Annotated in this window: 16 protein-coding genes; 3 read left to right on the top strand and 13 right to left on the bottom strand. The window is 63.7% G+C overall.

Annotation, left to right across the window (positions count from 1 at the left end):
* Positions 1–51: 51 nt before the first annotated feature.
* From mutM to coaD, 5 genes are all read right to left on the bottom strand, one after another.
* Positions 52–990, bottom strand: a complete 939-nt coding sequence (gene mutM / locus HMI59_RS08690) for a bifunctional DNA-formamidopyrimidine glycosylase/DNA-(apurinic or apyrimidinic site) lyase (RefSeq protein ID WP_193593360.1) — start codon at positions 988–990, stop codon at positions 52–54.
* A 3-nt stretch (positions 991–993) separates the two neighbouring features.
* Complete coding sequence (rnc, locus tag HMI59_RS08685) at positions 994–1704, bottom strand: ribonuclease III (RefSeq protein WP_021470819.1); 711 nt, start codon at positions 1702–1704, stop codon at positions 994–996.
* Between the two features lie 23 nt (positions 1705–1727).
* Positions 1728–1931, bottom strand: coding sequence for a 50S ribosomal protein L32 (rpmF, locus tag HMI59_RS08680; RefSeq protein WP_011775139.1), 204 nt, complete (start codon positions 1929–1931; stop codon positions 1728–1730).
* Positions 1932–1964: 33 nt separating this feature from the next.
* Positions 1965–2492, bottom strand: coding sequence for a DUF177 domain-containing protein (locus HMI59_RS08675; protein WP_079941228.1), 528 nt, complete (start codon positions 2490–2492; stop codon positions 1965–1967).
* 166 nt (positions 2493–2658) lie between these two features.
* Entirely contained in the window at positions 2659–3159 is a 501-nt protein-coding gene (gene coaD / locus HMI59_RS08670; protein ID WP_021470821.1) for a pantetheine-phosphate adenylyltransferase, read from the bottom strand.
* 35 nt (positions 3160–3194) lie between these two features.
* Between coaD and HMI59_RS08665 the strand changes: the two genes are divergently transcribed.
* Both HMI59_RS08665 and HMI59_RS08660 read left to right on the top strand, forming a co-directional pair.
* Entirely contained in the window at positions 3195–4436 is a 1242-nt protein-coding gene (locus HMI59_RS08665) for an aminotransferase class I/II-fold pyridoxal phosphate-dependent enzyme (protein WP_193593359.1), read from the top strand.
* A gap of 128 nt (positions 4437–4564) precedes the next feature.
* Positions 4565–5224, top strand: a complete 660-nt coding sequence (locus HMI59_RS08660; RefSeq protein ID WP_370583577.1) for a spermidine synthase — start codon at positions 4565–4567, stop codon at positions 5222–5224.
* Positions 5225–5243: 19 nt separating this feature from the next.
* Here the strand turns inward: HMI59_RS08660 and rsmD are convergent, their stop codons facing one another.
* Genes rsmD through thiL form a run of 4 tightly spaced genes read right to left on the bottom strand, consistent with a single transcriptional unit; the run spans position 5244 to position 10132 of the window.
* Complete coding sequence (rsmD, locus tag HMI59_RS08655) at positions 5244–5810, bottom strand: 16S rRNA (guanine(966)-N(2))-methyltransferase RsmD (protein ID WP_031216031.1); 567 nt, start codon at positions 5808–5810, stop codon at positions 5244–5246.
* Positions 5811–5855: 45 nt separating this feature from the next.
* Positions 5856–8111: an ATP-dependent DNA helicase RecG gene (locus tag HMI59_RS08650; RefSeq protein WP_193593358.1), complete on the bottom strand. Its 2256-nt coding sequence runs from the start codon at positions 8109–8111 to the stop codon at positions 5856–5858.
* Positions 8101–9096 carry a DAK2 domain-containing protein gene (locus tag HMI59_RS08645; RefSeq protein WP_193593710.1) on the bottom strand — a complete coding sequence of 332 codons (996 nt, stop codon included), beginning with the start codon at positions 9094–9096 and terminating at the stop codon, positions 8101–8103. The genes HMI59_RS08650 and HMI59_RS08645 overlap by 11 nt, the downstream gene beginning before the upstream one ends.
* Positions 9097–9118: 22 nt before the next feature.
* Complete coding sequence (gene thiL, locus HMI59_RS08640) at positions 9119–10132, bottom strand: thiamine-phosphate kinase (RefSeq protein ID WP_193593357.1); 1014 nt, start codon at positions 10130–10132, stop codon at positions 9119–9121.
* Positions 10133–10185: 53 nt separating this feature from the next.
* Here thiL and HMI59_RS08635 point away from each other — a divergent pair, with 53 nt between their 5' ends.
* On the top strand, positions 10186–10680 hold the full coding sequence (locus HMI59_RS08635; protein ID WP_193593356.1) for a DUF3515 domain-containing protein: 495 nt from the start codon (positions 10186–10188) through the stop codon (positions 10678–10680).
* A gap of 39 nt (positions 10681–10719) precedes the next feature.
* Here HMI59_RS08635 and HMI59_RS08630 read toward each other — a convergent pair whose 3' ends face one another.
* From HMI59_RS08630 to murA, 4 genes are read right to left on the bottom strand one after another with little or no spacing between them, the layout of a single operon-like run.
* Positions 10720–11859, bottom strand: coding sequence for a D-alanine--D-alanine ligase family protein (locus tag HMI59_RS08630; RefSeq protein ID WP_021470830.1), 1140 nt, complete (start codon positions 11857–11859; stop codon positions 10720–10722).
* Complete coding sequence (locus HMI59_RS08625) at positions 11859–12911, bottom strand: NAD(P)H-dependent glycerol-3-phosphate dehydrogenase (protein ID WP_193593355.1); 1053 nt, start codon at positions 12909–12911, stop codon at positions 11859–11861. The genes HMI59_RS08630 and HMI59_RS08625 overlap by 1 nt, the downstream gene beginning before the upstream one ends.
* The gene (locus HMI59_RS08620) at positions 12908–13726 is read right to left on the bottom strand and encodes a 1-acyl-sn-glycerol-3-phosphate acyltransferase (RefSeq protein ID WP_021470832.1); all 819 of its coding nucleotides are present in this window, start codon (positions 13724–13726) and stop codon (positions 12908–12910) included. The genes HMI59_RS08625 and HMI59_RS08620 overlap by 4 nt, the downstream gene beginning before the upstream one ends.
* A 12-nt stretch (positions 13727–13738) precedes the next feature.
* Entirely contained in the window at positions 13739–15064 is a 1326-nt protein-coding gene (gene murA, locus HMI59_RS08615) for a UDP-N-acetylglucosamine 1-carboxyvinyltransferase (RefSeq protein ID WP_021470833.1), read from the bottom strand.
* Between the last annotated feature and the right edge of the window lie 131 nt (positions 15065–15195).

The raw sequence follows: 15195 nt of genomic DNA, 5'->3' as shown, positions 1-15195 counted from the left end.
TTTCGAGCCGCTCTGTATGCCACATGGAATACCGGGGAGTAGTCCGGACCTTCAGCCTCGTGGTGACTTTGTTCTTGGTTTCGGCTGACACTTGGGGCAGCGATATGACGAACGGTTCATGAACGGCTCGCGCACGATGAGGGCACCGCAGCGTTCGCAGGGCTGACCAGCCCTTCCGTATGAATGCAAAAAACGGTCGAAGTATCCGGAGTCCCCGTTGACGTTGACGTACAAGGAGTCGAAACTCGTGCCGCCGGCGGCCAAGGCTGCGTTCATGACGTCCCGGGCGGCTTCGATGACCCGTTCCGCGTCGCCGCGCCGCAGTTTGTCGGTGGGGCGGGCGTAATGGAGTCGTGCCTTCCACAGGGCTTCGTCAGCGTAAATGTTGCCTATTCCGGATATGACGGACTGGTCCAGGAGGGCCCGTTTGAGTCCCGTCCTGCGGGCCTTGACCTTCCGGTAAAACTCATCGAAGGAAAAGTTGGGGTCCAGGGGGTCGCGGGCTATGTGCGCCGCTTCCTCTGCAATTTCGGGCAGGGGCGTCTCGCCCAAACCGCCGGGGCCGCCGTCGGGCGTCGGGATGAGGGACGTGACGAACAAGCCGCCAAAGATCCGCTGGTCCACGAACCTGAGCTGCCCGGGCATGCCATCGGACGCGCTGAGCCGGATCCGGACCTTGAGGTGCTTTTCATCCGGCACCTGGGGATCCTGCATCAGCAACTGCCCGCTCATCCCCAAATGCGCCATCAGGGCCGTACCGGGCAAAGCGGTGTCCGAGCCTGCCATGGACAAGGGCATCCACAAGAATTTCCCGCGTCGCACGACGTCCAGCACCGTAGCGCCTTCAAGGTTGCCGATGAAGTCCTCGGTACCCAGTGCATGGCGTCGGATGGACCTGGGGTCCAGGACCTCGACGCCGGTGACCGTGCGGCCACGAACCCAGCGCGCGAGGCCGCGGCGCACCACTTCTACCTCGGGAAGTTCGGGCATGGATCAGGAAGAAGCCGGTTCGGTGGAGGCTGTGTCCAGTGAATTCAAGGCACGCCAGGCGTCCGCTGCGGCTTCCTGTTCCGCTTCCTTCTTCGAGTGGCCCGAACCCCGCCCATAGGGGGTGCCGCCAATGTTGAGCACGGCTTCGAAGGTGCGGGCGTGGTCCGGCCCGGAACCTTCCACGGCGTAGTGGATGGTGCCGAGTTGCCGGCTGGCTGCCAGCTCCTGGATGCTGGTTTTCCAGTCCGTTCCGGCGCCCAGCGCACCGGCGTCCTTGAGCAGCGGACCCACGAGGCGCATCACGAGTTGGCGCGCGGTTTCCATGTCATTGGAAAGGTAGGTGGCGCCGATCAGCGCTTCCATGGTGTCCGCGAGGATAGAGGCTTTGTTCTTGCCGTCGGTGATCTTTTCGCCCTGGCCAAGGTAAATGAACTCGCCAACGCCGAGCTTGCGGCCGATACCTGCCAAGGCGCGCGTACTCACGACGGCAGAACGCCGCTTTGCGAGCTCACCTTCAGGGAGCTCAGGATGGTCGCGGTACAGGGAATCGGTGACGGAGAATCCCAGGATGGAGTCGCCGAGGAACTCGAGGCGCTCGTTGGTGGGGATACCGCCGTTCTCATACGCGTATGAGCGGTGTGTCAGAGCAAGACGAAGCGTCTCGGTGTCAATGGAGACACCGAGACGCTTCAGAAGCTCTTCAGTTGAAGACATCCTTTGTCAGCCTGTGCGGCAGCTTAGGCGTCTGCGACCTTGCGGCCCTTGTATTCAAGGAACAGCGCGGTGCCGGCGGAGTCGGTGACGACCTTTGCCTGGTGCGGCAGGCTGTAGGTGACCTGACCGTTTTCGATGGTCTTGACCAGGTTGGGGGCAGTTGCCTTCCACTGGGCACGGCGTGCGCGCGTGTTTGCGCGAGACATTTTCCGCTTGGGAACAGCCACGGCTATCTCATTTCTCTCTTAGTCCAACAGTTACTAATCAGTTTGCCGGTCAGTCTTAGCCAGATCAGCTAGGGCAGCCCAGCGAGGGTCCAGGACCTCGTGGTGGTGCCCCGGCTCGTCTTCCAGGCGCGCCCCGCATTCGGAGCACAAGCCTTGGCAGTCTTCCCGGCACACCGGCTGGAACGGCAGCATGGTGACTACTGCGTCCCGCAACACCGGCTCAAGATCGATCAGATCGTGCTCGACTCGACGTTGCTCTTCATCGTCTTCCCCGTCCGAAAGCTCTTCGCCTTCGTAGAAGAAAAGTTCTTGCACATTGACCTCAAGGTCATACGCAAGGGGATCCAGGCATCGACCGCATTCGCCGGTTACTCCGACGATTGCGGTACCGGATACCAGAATTCCTTCGTGTACGGCCTCAAGCCGGAGATCGAGCTCGACATCCGAGCCTTCCTCCACGCCAATGAGTGCCACACCAAGGTCACTTGGTGCAGGCACATGCTCCTTGAGTGTCCGCATGGTTCCTGGACTGCGTCCAAGGTCCTTGACTACCAGCGCCAAGGGCGAACTTGCATCTCGCTTAATGAGAACTCCTGTAGAACATATGACCGACGTACCATCTTAGCCTGATCACGTGCGAGGACTCAAACCGGCGACGGGCGCGTAAATGCGCCAACGTGTTCAGTTTGGGAATTGCGCGCGAACGGCTGCGGGCACAGCTTTTAGCCTACCCCTTACGTTGCTGTTCTGCCGAAGGCTCGCCCGCGAGCAGTCGTCGAAGGACGGATTTGGGCACGAAATCCGAGATGTCGCCCCCCAGGACGTTGACCTCTTTGATGAGCGTCGAGGAGAGATGGACGTAGTGCGCCTCGGCGGGCAGGAAGACCGTTTCGACGCCGGTAAGCTGCCGGTTCATGGTGGCCATGGGCAACTCGTAATCGAAATCCGAGGAGGACCGCAGCCCCTTCACGATGGCCGAGACGCCCCTGTGGCGGCAGTACTCCGCCAGCAGGCCTTCACCCATGGGTTCGACGATGATGCCACGCAAGGATGCCAAGGTTTCCCTGGCCATCTCCATGCGGTCCTCGAGGCTGAAGCGGTACTTCTTGGCGTAATTGGTGGATACCGCCACGATGACCTCGTCAAACAGCCCGGCCGCGCGGGCAATGACTTCAAGATGTCCGTTGTGGATGGGGTCAAAGGATCCGGGGCAAACCGCACGTCTCATGACACGAACCTACCCCAAAGCTTCGCCGGGATACCATGGCTGACATGTCACCGGCAGGAAGCAGCGCCCCACCCGTCCACACGTCCCTGCCCTGGCAACGGGCGGCTGGCGGAGCCAACCTCCTGTCCCCCGATGGCGGCCTGGGCGTCACCATTTTCGAGGAGATGACAACCCTTGCTGTCGCCAAGGGAGCCATCAACCTCGGCCAGGGGTTCCCGGACGAGGACGGCCCCGCCGAAATGAAGGAGGCCGCACGGGCGGCCATCCAGGCAGGGGCCAACCAGTATGCGCCCGGCAAAGGGTTTCCCCGGCTCCGCGAGGCAGTGGCTGCACACCAGGAACGTTTTTACAGCCTCACCCCGGATCCGGACACTGAGGTCATCGTCACCACCGGTGCCACGGAAGCGATCGCCGCTTCCTTGCTGGCATTCGTCCAGCCCGGGGACGAGGTCCTGACGTTTGAGCCTTTTTACGATTCCTACGGGGCCATCATTGCGATGGCGGGCGCCAAACACGTTACCGCTCCCCTGGCCGCCCCGGACTTCCTGCCGGACCTGGACGCCCTGGAAGACGCGTTCAGCAACCGGACCAAGGTGGTGCTGCTGAACAATCCACACAACCCCATGGGTACTGTCTTCCCGCGCGACGTCCTGGCCAAGGTGGTGGAACTGGCGGAAAAATACGACGCCATCATCGTTAGCGACGAAGTCTACGAACACCTGACCTTCGGCGAAGCACACATCCCCGTTACGACGCTCCCTGGAGCCGCTGAACGGACCATCACGATCTCTTCTGCCGGGAAGACGTTCTCCTTCACCGGGTGGAAGATCGGTTGGCTCAGCGGACCGGCCCACCTCGTCGCCGCTGCCCGTACGGTCAAGCAGTTCCTGAGCTACAGCTCAGGCACCCCGTTCCAAGAAGCCGTGGCGATCGGACTCGGCCTTCCGGACGCCTTCTACGCGGATATTGCGGCCACGCTGAAAGAGAAGAGGGACATCCTCGCCGCGGGGCTGCGTGAGGCGGGATTCGGCGTCTACGTCCCGGGCGGAACATACTTCATCAACGTCGACACCGCAACGCTTGGAATCACCGATTCGGTGGCCCTGGCCCGGCGCCTCCCGGACCTGGTGGGAGTTGCTGCGATCCCTGTCCCCGTCTTTTGCCACGCGGAAGGAGCACAACGGACGCGAAGCCTGCTGCGCTTCGCCTTCTGCAAGAAGACCGCTCTCCTGCATGAAGCCGCTTCGCGCCTCGCTACCTTGCAGGACAAACTCTGAGCGCCAAGGGCGTCCGGCATGACGCGTCACGGTTCCTTCGCACCACCGGCCAGCACGCCACGATCGATGCCGATCCACTGGTACCGGGAAGCTACATCCTGAGCATTGGCGGCGCCGAACAGTCGCACGTGAACCTTGCCCATCCCGATGAGATCTTCTATGAGTACCTCCGCCGGATAGGCCACGTGGTTGACCTGGTTGCCGAGCCGGCCGCTCCGATCTCGGCCCTGCACCTTGGGGCAGGCGCGCTGACGCTGGCCCGCTATATCCAGGCGACCAGGCCCGGTTCCGTGCAGCACGCAGTCGAGTTGGAGCGGGAGCTCTTGGACTTTGTGCTCCAGAAGCTGCCGATGCCCGAAGGCACCCACTTGACCACCCACATCGCAGATGCCCGCGAAGCACTCGCTGCCCTTCCCGCCGGACTTGGATTCGACGTCGTCATCCTCGATATCTTCTCCGGCCCCGATGCGCCCCCGCACATCGCCTGCCGGGAGTTCTATGAAGAGGCTGCCCGGCGGCTGGCCCCCGGCGGTGTCCTCATTATCAACGTGGGAGACGAGCCCGCCCTTACCTTGGTGCGGAGCCAGGTAGCAGCCCTGCGCCAAGCCATGCCTGATGTTGCGGCGGTTGCCGAGGCCGGAATGTTTGAAGGCCGATATCCCGGCAACATCATCCTGGTGGGCACGCAGGCGCCGTGGCCCGCGGACTGGTCACGCGAGCTCCTGGCCCGCGGACCGCATCCGGCCGCCGTGCTCAGCGGAGTGGAACTGGACAAGATCTCCGATTAGGCCGGTTCGGCATGTCCGATCAAGCCGGTTCGGCGAACCACAGTTTGGTTTCGCCGTACTTCTTGTCCGAAAAGCACTCCATGGCCTCAGGCCACCCGGGTTCGGCGCTGCGTGAAGACCGCTCCACAACAACTACTGCCCCTTCATCCAGGTGCGGGGCCAGTTTCCCCAACACGGCGCTCAGGGCTGCCTCGTCCAAGGGATACGGCGGGTCCAGGAACACGAGGTCCCACAGGACGTCCCCACCGGCGCGCTCGAGGAATGATTCCACCTTGGACCGGTGGACAGAGACGGTCTTCCTGCCCAGGACCTGGTTGACCATGTCCGCATTCCGTTGGCAAACATCACTGGCACGGGCATCAAACTCCACCAGTTCAACGCTGCGGGCCCCGCGGCTTGCCCCCTCGATTCCCAGCGAACCGGAGCCTGCGTAGAGATCCAGCACGCGGGCGTCGTCGATCACGGCCAAGGACTCCAGCCGGGAGAAGAGCGCTTCCTTGACGCGGTCCGTGGTTGGCCGCGTCGCAGTGCCCGGAACGGATGTGAGCGGGTTACCGCCGGCTGCTCCCGCAATGATGCGGCTCATGGGCATCCACCGGACAACAACCATGCCAAAGGCTTCCGGCCTGCACTAACCGCGTTCAAGGAACGCCTCCTTCTCCGGGTTCAAGTAGTCGTCGATAGCAGCTGCCAGCGACGGTTGGTGCGTCAGGGTGGGGTCCCCGGCAACCAAGGCCTGGGCGTCTGTTCGGGCCCGGGCGATAAGGTCCTCGTGCTCCAAGACGCGCAGGAGCTTCAGGGTGGAGCGCCCTCCTGACTGCGAAGCACCCAGGATGTCTCCTTCGCGCCGCAGCTTGAGGTCCTCCTGCGACAGCTCGAATCCATCCGTGGTGGAAGCCACGGCATCGAGCCGCCGGCGGCTGGGATGGCCCGGCTCCAAGGTAGTGACCAGCAGGCAGGTACCCGGCAGCCCGCCGCGGCCTACGCGTCCACGCAGCTGATGGAGCTGGGAGATTCCGAAGCGGTCTGCATCCAATATCACCATCAGCGTGGCGTTGTGGACGTCAACGCCCACCTCGATGACAGTGGTGGAGACCAGGATCTTGGTCTGGTTCGCAGCGAAGGAAGCCATGGTGCCGGACTTGACGTCGGGATCCTGGCGGCCGTGCAGCGGCGCCACCGGGACGCCACTTAGCGAGGGCTCCTGGAGGAGGGATTCGACGACGGCGTTGACGGAGGCGAGCTCACGGGCCGGCCCTTCGTCCGACAGCTCCGCGTCGCTGGGTTCCGCCTCCCCGGGACTGAAATCGCCGTCGTCGTCCGAACCGATCTTGGGGCATACGACGTAGACCTGGTGGCCCGCATCCACTTCCTCGCGGGACCGCTTCCAAATCCGGCCCGCCCAACCGGGGTTTTCCGCCAGACCAACCACATGGGTTGAGATTGGCGCGCGGCCGGCGGGCAGTTCATCCAATACGGAGGTTTCGAGGTCACCAAACACGGTCATCGCCACGGTCCTGGGAATCGGCGTAGCCGTCATGACCAGGAGGTGTGGCGGCCGCTGTGCCTTTGCCCTGAGGGCATCGCGCTGTTCAACACCGAACCGGTGCTGCTCGTCCACCACGATGAGGCCCAGGTCCTGGAAGGAGGTCTTGTCGCTGAGCAACGCGTGGGTCCCGATAACGATTCCGGCGTTGCCTGACGCGGCATCCAGCATGGCCTGTTTACGGGCGGACGTTGGCATCGACCCCGTCAAGAGAGTCACCTGCACGCCGGGCTCTGAGGATCCGCCGCCAAGCATCCCTGCTCCGCCGAAGAGGCCGTCGCGGGACAGCCGGCCCAGCGTCCTGCGGATGGAGTCGTAATGCTGCGCTGCGAGCACTTCAGTAGGCGCAAGCAGCGCCGCCTGGCCGCCGGAATCCACCACCTGCAGCATGGCACGCAAGGCGACGATGGTCTTGCCGGAGCCCACTTCGCCCTGGAGCAGGCGGTTCATGGGCGTGTCCCGCCCCAGTTCCTCCGACAACGTCTTACCGACGGCGGACTGGCCTGCCGTCAGGGTGAAAGGGAGATTGCGGTCAAATTCTTCCAGCAGGCCCCCGCTCACCCGGCGCCGGGCGGTTGCTTCCTCTGCAGCCAACTGCGCACGCCTGCGTGCCAAGGCCGTCTGGAGCACCAGCGCCTCCTGGTAGCGGAAACGTTCCTGTGCGCGCTGCCAATCCTTCGCAGTCTCCGGAGAATGGATCAGCCGGTAGGCCTCCGCCACGCTGAGCAACCCGTCCCTGCGGACCACCTCTTCGGGCAGGGGATCGGCCATTGCGTCCAGATCCAGCGTTTCAAGCAAGGCCTTGATCACTTTGTGGATGGACCAGCTGGTCAACTTCGCCGTTGCGGGATATACCGGGATGGGCATGGCCGCAAGCTTCCCGGGATCCACGGACCCCTCTGTCTCCGGATCCTCATCCAGCAGGAGAAAGTCCGGATTTGTCAGCCCCAGGGCACCCCCGTACCGCGAGACCTTCCCCGAGAACATGGCCCGGCGTCCCGGGAGCAGCTCGGTCTTTGCACGGAAACCGTTGAAGAAGCTGACTTTCAGGGTCCCTGCAGCACTGCTTCCGCCTACCTCATCGGTAACAACGACGTCGGTGATGGTGCCGCGGCGGGCACGCATTTGCCGTGTGCTGTTGGAAACGACCCTGGCAATCAGGGTCACCTCTTCGTCCAGCGGCAGTTTGCTGATGGGGGTCAGTTCGCCGCGGCTGAGGTACCGGCGGGGAAAGTAGTTGAGCAAGGAACCGGTGCTCCGTAGTCCCAAGTGCTTCTCGATGACCGCGGCTGACCGCTTGCCGATCCGGCGCTCAAGGGGAAGTTCAAGTTCAGTCGTCATGCCCGCCTACGGCATCCCTCGGAACGGCCAACTGGCTGACGGCTATATCCGCCGGTTCTCCCAGGGAGCGAATCAACTCAACTGCCGGTCCGGGATCCGGAACGTGGACGTGGATCCGCCAGCGGTAGCTCACGTCCATGGGCGAATCGTCATCGTCTTCCGCCCTGGCTGCTCCGCCCACCTGGCTCATGATGACGGAGTCGCCCATTTCGTCAAGCCGCTGCCGAAGGACGGCGGCATCAAGGGGCGAAAGATCGATGGTGCACATGACTTCAACTCCGTCATCTGCCGGCATGTGCTGATGGATGTGGGGATCCTGCAGCTTGTAGCCATGCAGGCCATCCAGAAGTTCATCCTGGAGTTCTTCGCCCAGGACGGCGGACCTCAGGCAGTCCAGGACCAGCAGCATGCCAAGCCCGCCGGCATCCACTACATGGGCCTCGTGCAGGGGAGCCAGTTCGTCCTCCGTCCGAACCACTGCCTGGAAAGCAGCATCCACCGCGGCATCCAGGGCAAGGCCCAAGGCGTGGTTGCTCTGGTCTCCCTCCTGGTTTGCGTCCACAGCCTGCGCCGCGTACGCGGCTGCTTCAAGCACGGACAACATGGTTCCGGACACGGGTTCACTGAGTGCCGACCATGCGCGGATCTGCGCACGGTGCAGGGCCGCCGCAAGCAACGGGGCGTTCAACCGGGGATTTCCGGCCAAGGGTTCAGCCGCGGCAGACAGGAAAACGGCGATCAATGTGCCGGAATTTCCCCTGGCCCGCTCCATGGCTGCCTGTCCCGCACGGGCCAGCACCGCACCGACGTCGTTCCCGGTTTCGGCCGCGTCAGCGGGGCCGCCCAAGGCTGCGGCAGCCGCCCGCATGGTCAAATAAAGGTTTGTGCCCGTATCACCGTCAGCCACAGGAAAGATGTTGATCGCGTTGAGGCGGTCGCTGTGGTTTCCCAGAACCACTTCGGCTTTGTTGAGCCAACGCTTCATTGCGTGCGCGTTCGCTGCGATCTTAGTCTGCAAAATGATCCCATCCCACGGTGTCGGCAGGCTGCCCTGCAATCCGGACGCTGCCGCCCGGTGACTCGTCAACGGCCTGAACCGAGCCTATCGCAGTAAAGCCCGCGGGCAGCTGAATTCCAGGCGGGAACGTGGCCAGCAATCCATGGTCTTCTCCCCCGCCCAGGACCCACGCCATGGGTTCAACGCCCAGCAGTCCGGCTGCGGCCTCCAACGGAGCGGCGTGTGCCTTCAACGCTACGGGATCGAAATCCAGGACTACGGTGCTGGCTGCCGCCATCCTGCCGGCGTCCCGGATCAGGCCATCGGAAATATCCATCATTGCCTTTACCCCGCTGTTCGCCGCCAAGGGTCCTGCGGCCAAGGGGGGAACGGGCCTGCACTGGTTTTCGACCAGCGCATTTTGCTCCGGCGTCAGGCTGGCCATGGCCACGCTGCTTTCAAGCAGGGCCAAGCCGGCTGCGGCCCGGCCCAACGTCCCGGCGATAGCCACCACGTCCCCCGCTTCCGCGCCCGAGCGCACCACCGGAGGGAGCCCGCCAAGCGTCCCGACGACGGCGACAGTCACCCCCAGCTCCCGTCCGCGGCCAAGATCGCCGCCCGCCACCGAGCAGTCCGCTGCCCCGAGGTCCCTGATGGCGGCCGTGAGTCCGTCGGCGAAATCCTCGACCCAGGAAACCTGCGTGGCAGGAGGCATGGTCAGGCTGACCACCAGGGAGGTGGCGCGTCCGCCCATGGCATTGATGTCGCTAAGGTTCTGGGCGGCCGCCTTCCATCCGACGTCAAAGCCCGTGGTCCGGTAACCGTTGTTCCACTGCAGCCGGAAGTCCTGGTCCTGGGTCTGGGTATCGATGGAGATGAGGGTCCTGCCATCCGGCGCAGCAACCAACGCGGCATCATCGCCGGGGCCCAGAAGGACCGCGGAAGTCCGGTTCAGGCGCGGAAAAATCCGGGCCAGCAACTCTGATTCAGAGAGGTGGGCAACGGTCAACTGTTCTTCAAGCACGGTCCTACGCTATCGCGGGCGACCGACAGAATAATGCGGGATAGGCTTGAGTGATGCACCGAAAGACCCTCCGCCGGACGGTTGCGGCCTTCGCCGTCTCCGGAACGGCCGTCCTTGCACTGTCTGCCTGCTCTCCCGCCGTTGACGTCACGGCCGCGAACGATGCCGCCAATCCGGCCTGCGCTCCCATGATGGTGGCACTGCCTGACAAGATCGGCGACGCGGGCCTTCGCAAGACCAACAGCCAGGCAACCGCGGCTTGGGGCGACCCATCGCAGGTCATCCTCCGGTGCGGGGTCAACGTACCGGGCCCCACCACGGACCGTTGCGTCACTGTGAACGACATCGACTGGGTGATCAAGGAAGGCGATCCCTACTACACGCTGACCACGTACGGCCGGGAGCCGGCTACTGAGATCCTCATGGATCCGGACAAGATCAGCTCCGCGACAGTACTGGCGGACCTTGCCGCCGCAGTCGGCAAAATCAAGGCAACGCGGCAGTGCATCGGCCAGGAAGACCTGCAGAACCTGCCGTCCGGAAAGTAGCGGGACGGCAGGTTTCCTGGCGCAGCCCGGTCTTTCGAGTCAGCGCAGCCCGGTCTTTCGGGTCAGCGCAAGGTGGATGAGTTCGTCGATCAACTCACCATAGGCAAGCCCCGAGGCGGCCCACATCTGCGGATACATGCTCTTGGGCGTGAAGCCGGGCATGGTGTTGATTTCGTTGATGATCAAGTCACCTGACGGAGTGTAGAAGAAGTCCACCCGGCTCAAGCCTTCCGCGCCCACCGCATCAAAGGCAACTGCGGCAAGTTCGCGGACGCGGGCTATGTCCTGGTCAGGCATGTCGGCCGGGCAGCTGAGGGCCGCGGCACCGTCCTCCACATACTTCGCAGCGAAGTCATAGAACTGGTGCTCACCGGCCGCAACGGCGATTTCGCCGGGCATGGACGTCCGCGGGGCATCCGTTCCGCGCCCCTGCAGGACGGCGCACTCAATTTCGCGGCCGTCTATTCCTGCTTCGATGACCAGTTTGAGGTCGTGCCGGCGGGCTTCTTCAATGGCGGCGTCAAGGCCGTCAAGGGAGTCGACCTTGGAGATGCCCATCGAGGAGCCCGCGCGCGCAGGCTTGACGAAGACGGGGAATCCCAGCTTGTCCACGCGCTTGCGGACAGCTTCGGGGTCGGTCAGCCATTCCCTGTCCGTCACAGCGATGTACGGGCCCACGGTCAACCCCGCGGCCTCGAAAACCACCTTCATGAAGTGCTTGTCCATGCCCACGGCGGAGGCCAGGACTCCTGCGCCCACGTAGCGGGTGTCGGACAACTCCAGAAGTCCTTGGATGGTCCCGTCTTCGCCCCACGGGCCGTGCAGCAGGGGAAACACGACGTCCACGGAGCCCAGCTCCTGAGGTACGGCGTTGGGTTCGGTGACAACGAGCTGATGCTCTCCCCCGATTTCTGCCAGGGTGACTGTCTTCTCAGATGCGGCAACCTCAGGCAGGGCCGAGGAACTCAGCGACCACTGGCTGGTATCGCCTGAAGCGAGCACCCACTGGCCTGACTTGGCGATGCCGATGGGCACGACGTCGTACTTTTCCCGGTCTATGGCACCCATCACGCCGGCGGCGGTGACGCAACTGACGGCGTGCTCACTGGAGCGCCCGCCAAACAGGATCGCCACCCGGGGCCGTCGTCCGGCAGCGGGAGTTGAATTTTCTGTCACCATCAGTAGTCGCCTTCGGACTTCAGTGCCCGGGCCAGCAGGCGTGGCCCCAGGTCATCAACGGACATCTTGCCTTCCAGCACCGCCACCACGGCAGCGGTAATGGGCATCTCAACATCGAGCTTGCCGGCAAGCTCATGCACGGCCGGTCCCGACTTGATGCCTTCGGCTGTTTGGGTCATGCGGGCGGCTACCTGCTCCAGGCTGAGGCCTTCACCCAAGAGGCGCCCGGCGGTGTGGTTGCGCGATAACGCGGAAGAGCACGTCGCCACGAGGTCTCCCAATCCCGCCAGGCCGGCCATCGTGTGGGCTTCTCCCCCGAGCGCCAAAGCGAGCCGGGACGTCTCGGCCAGGCCACGGGTAATCACCGAGGCCTTGGTGTTGTCCCCCATCTGCTTGCCTTCGCAGATGCCGACGGCCAAGGCAATGACGTTCTTGACGATCCCGCCGATCTCTACGCCAACCACGTCAGTGCTGGTGTACGGCCTGAAGTACGGCGCAGTACAGCAAAGGGCGATGGCCGCAGCAGTTTCAGCGTCGCTGCACGCCACCACGGATGCGGTGGGTTGCTCCCGTGCGATCTCCATGGCAAGGTTCGGTCCTGACACCACGGCAACCCGCGAGGCCGGGATGCCCAGCTCCTGGGCGATCACTTCGCTCATGCGCGCGTCGGTGCCGAGCTCGAGGCCCTTCATCAGGGAGACCACTATGGCATTGGGCTCCAGGAGCGGCTTCCACTCGCTGAGCTGGGGCCGCAGGGACTGGGCGGGCACGGCCAGCACAACCAGGCCTGCTCCCTTGAGGACCTCGGAGACGTCGGTGGAAGCGGTGATCGTGGCCGGGAGGCTGATGCCGTCCAAGTACTGTTCATTCCGATGGACGGAGTTGATCTGGTCCACTACCTCGGCACGGCGACCCCACAGGTGGATCTTCCGATCTGCCCCTGTGGCGTCGGCAGCATCGGCAAGGACTTTGGCAAAGGTGGTTCCCCACGACCCGGCACCCATCACGGCCACCTTCTCCGGAGCCGGCACGCCTGTTTCGATCAGCGTCATTTGCCGCCCTCAAGATCCGGAGCCTCGGACGCTCCCGTTGGGTTTGCTTCGGTCGACGCCGCGGAGCCCGGTTTCAGGCCGCGCTCCACAAAACGTCCGTGCTTGGCTTGCTGGTGGTTGGCCGGATCCCAGCGCTCAGCCGGTGCCTGCTCGCCCCGCAGTGTTTCCAGGAGCCCGGTGATGGCGTCCATGATCAACTCCGTGGCCTCAGCCAACGTCGTACGGTCCATGGGCTTGTCCCTGAAGGCACTCAGGTCCACGGGTTCTCCTACCAGGACCCGGACCGTCTTCCGCGGAAAGATGTGGAACCGCTTTGCATAGCGGGGGAACACTTCCTGGGCGCCCCAGTGGGCCATCGGCACTACGGGCGCGCCGGTCTGCAACGCCAAACGGGCTGCCCCGGTGTGGCCCTTCATCGGCCACAGATCGGGATCCCTCGTGAGGGTCCCCTCCGGGTAGATGATGATGGACCCGCCGGCATCAACCACCTCTTTGGCGACCTGCAGCGAGCGGTTCGCACCCGCCGTCGAACGTTCCACCGGTATCTGCCGGGTGGCACGCAACAGAGAGCCCAGTACGGGCACCTTGAAGAGGCCCGACTTGGCAAGGAAGTGCGGCGGGCGCTTCTGGTTGTACAGCATGTGGCCGATCACGATGGGGTCGATCTCAGTGCAATGGTTGGGCACGGCGATGAAGCCGCCCTCGGGGAGCTTCTCCGTTCCCTCCCATTTCTTCGCCATGAGGACGTTCATCAGCGGACGCGCGATGCCTGCCAGAAACACGAATGTGGCACGGCTCTTGGCCGATTCCTTCAAAGGGGTCCCCTGCTACTTGGTAGTGGTGATGTCGAAATCGGCACCAAGGCCCGCGAGCTTCTCAGTGAAGCGCTCGTAGCCACGGTTGATGATATCGATGCCGGTGACCCGCGAGGTACCGGTTGCTGCCAGGGCGGCGATCAGGTGACTGAAACCGCCGCGGAGATCGGGGATGTCAATTTCGGTGCCGCGAAGCGGAGTGGGGCCGGAGATCACGGCGGAGTGCAGGAAGTTCCGCTGGCCGAACCGGCACGGAACACTGCCAAGGCATTCGCGGTGGACTTGGATGTTCGCCCCCATGCGCGCCAAGGCATCGGTAAAGCCAAAGCGGTTCTCGTACACGGTTTCGTGCACGATCGACACACCTTCGGCCTGCGTCAGGGCAACCACCAGGGGCTGCTGCCAGTCCGTCATGAACCCGGGGTGCACGTCGGTTTCCAGCACCAACGGCGTAAGTTTTCCGCCGGGGTGGTAGAAACGGATGCCGTCGTCGCCGATGTCCATCCCGCCGCCCACCTTCCGGTAGGTGTTCAGGAACGTCATCATGTCGCGTTGGGATGCACCTTCAACGAAGATGTCGCCCCGCGTGACCAGCGCGGCCGAGGCCCAGGAAGCGGATTCGTTGCGGTCCGCCAGGGCCCGGTGGTTATAGCCGCCGAGGTCCTTGACGCCCTCAATCCTGATGGTGCGGTCCGTCTGGACACTGATGATCGCGCCCATTTTCTGGAGCACGGCAATGAGGTCAACCACCTCGGGTTCCGTTGCTGCGCCGGAGAGCTCGGTGATTCCTTCCGCGCGGGTAGCGCTGAGGAGAACCTGCTCGGTAGCACCCACGGAAGGATACGGCAGGGAAATCTTGGCGCCGTGAAGTCCGTTCGGTGCCGAAATGTGGATGCCGCCGGGACGCTTCTCCACCACGGCACCGAACTGGCGAAGCACGTTCAAGTGGTAGTCGATGGGGCGGTCCCCGATCTTGCAGCCGCCCAGGTCCGGGATGAAGGCCTCGCCGATCGCGTGGATCAACGGCCCGCAAAGCAGGATCGGGATCCTGGAATCGCCTGCGTGGGCGTCAATGGCGGTGCTGGACGCGGTCTTGGCGTCCTTGGGATCCAACGTCAGGTCTCCCGTCGCCGGGTCTTTCACCACCGTCACGCCATGGAGCTGCAGGAGGCTGGTGACAACCTCGACGTCCTTGATTTCCGGCACGTTCCGCAGCACGGAAGGTTCACTGCCCAGCAGTGCCGCAACCATGGCTTTGGGTACAAGGTTCTTGGCCCCCCGAACGGTTACTCGTCCGGTCAAAGGGACGCCACCGCGGATTGTCAGAACACTACTCATCTATACCGGTTTCCTCACGACTACTCGCCCCCCAATACTTTCAAAGGCTCCTGCTAAGCATAGAAGCTCGCGTTACCTAACCGAAATGCAGCCCCCGCGCGCCGGGTTCATCGCATGGCCCCGGGCTCCCT

It is taken from the genome of Paenarthrobacter sp. YJN-5, from assembly GCF_015040095.1.
Lineage (GTDB): Bacteria > Actinomycetota > Actinomycetes > Actinomycetales > Micrococcaceae > Arthrobacter > Arthrobacter ureafaciens.
This window is presented reverse-complemented; position numbering and strand designations above follow the sequence as displayed.

Excerpts from the sequence above, each read along its gene's own strand:
- mutM (WP_193593360.1), bottom strand. The coding sequence starts at position 990 with ATGCCCGAACTTCCCGAGGTAGAAGTGGTGCGCCGCGGCCTCGCGCGC.
- rnc (WP_021470819.1), bottom strand. The coding sequence starts at position 1,704 with ATGTCTTCAACTGAAGAGCTTCTGAAGCGTCTCGGTGTCTCCATTGAC.
- coaD (WP_021470821.1), bottom strand. The coding sequence starts at position 3,159 with ATGAGACGTGCGGTTTGCCCCGGATCCTTTGACCCCATCCACAACGGA.
- HMI59_RS08665 (WP_193593359.1), top strand. The coding sequence starts at position 3,195 with ATGGCTGACATGTCACCGGCAGGAAGCAGCGCCCCACCCGTCCACACG.
- rsmD (WP_031216031.1), bottom strand. The coding sequence starts at position 5,810 with ATGAGCCGCATCATTGCGGGAGCAGCCGGCGGTAACCCGCTCACATCC.
- HMI59_RS08650 (WP_193593358.1), bottom strand. The coding sequence starts at position 8,111 with ATGACGACTGAACTTGAACTTCCCCTTGAGCGCCGGATCGGCAAGCGG.
- HMI59_RS08645 (WP_193593710.1), bottom strand. The coding sequence starts at position 9,096 with ATGAAGCGTTGGCTCAACAAAGCCGAAGTGGTTCTGGGAAACCACAGC.
- HMI59_RS08635 (WP_193593356.1), top strand. The coding sequence starts at position 10,186 with ATGCACCGAAAGACCCTCCGCCGGACGGTTGCGGCCTTCGCCGTCTCC.
- HMI59_RS08630 (WP_021470830.1), bottom strand. The coding sequence starts at position 11,859 with ATGGTGACAGAAAATTCAACTCCCGCTGCCGGACGACGGCCCCGGGTG.
- HMI59_RS08625 (WP_193593355.1), bottom strand. The coding sequence starts at position 12,911 with ATGACGCTGATCGAAACAGGCGTGCCGGCTCCGGAGAAGGTGGCCGTG.
- murA (WP_021470833.1), bottom strand. The coding sequence starts at position 15,064 with ATGAGTAGTGTTCTGACAATCCGCGGTGGCGTCCCTTTGACCGGACGA.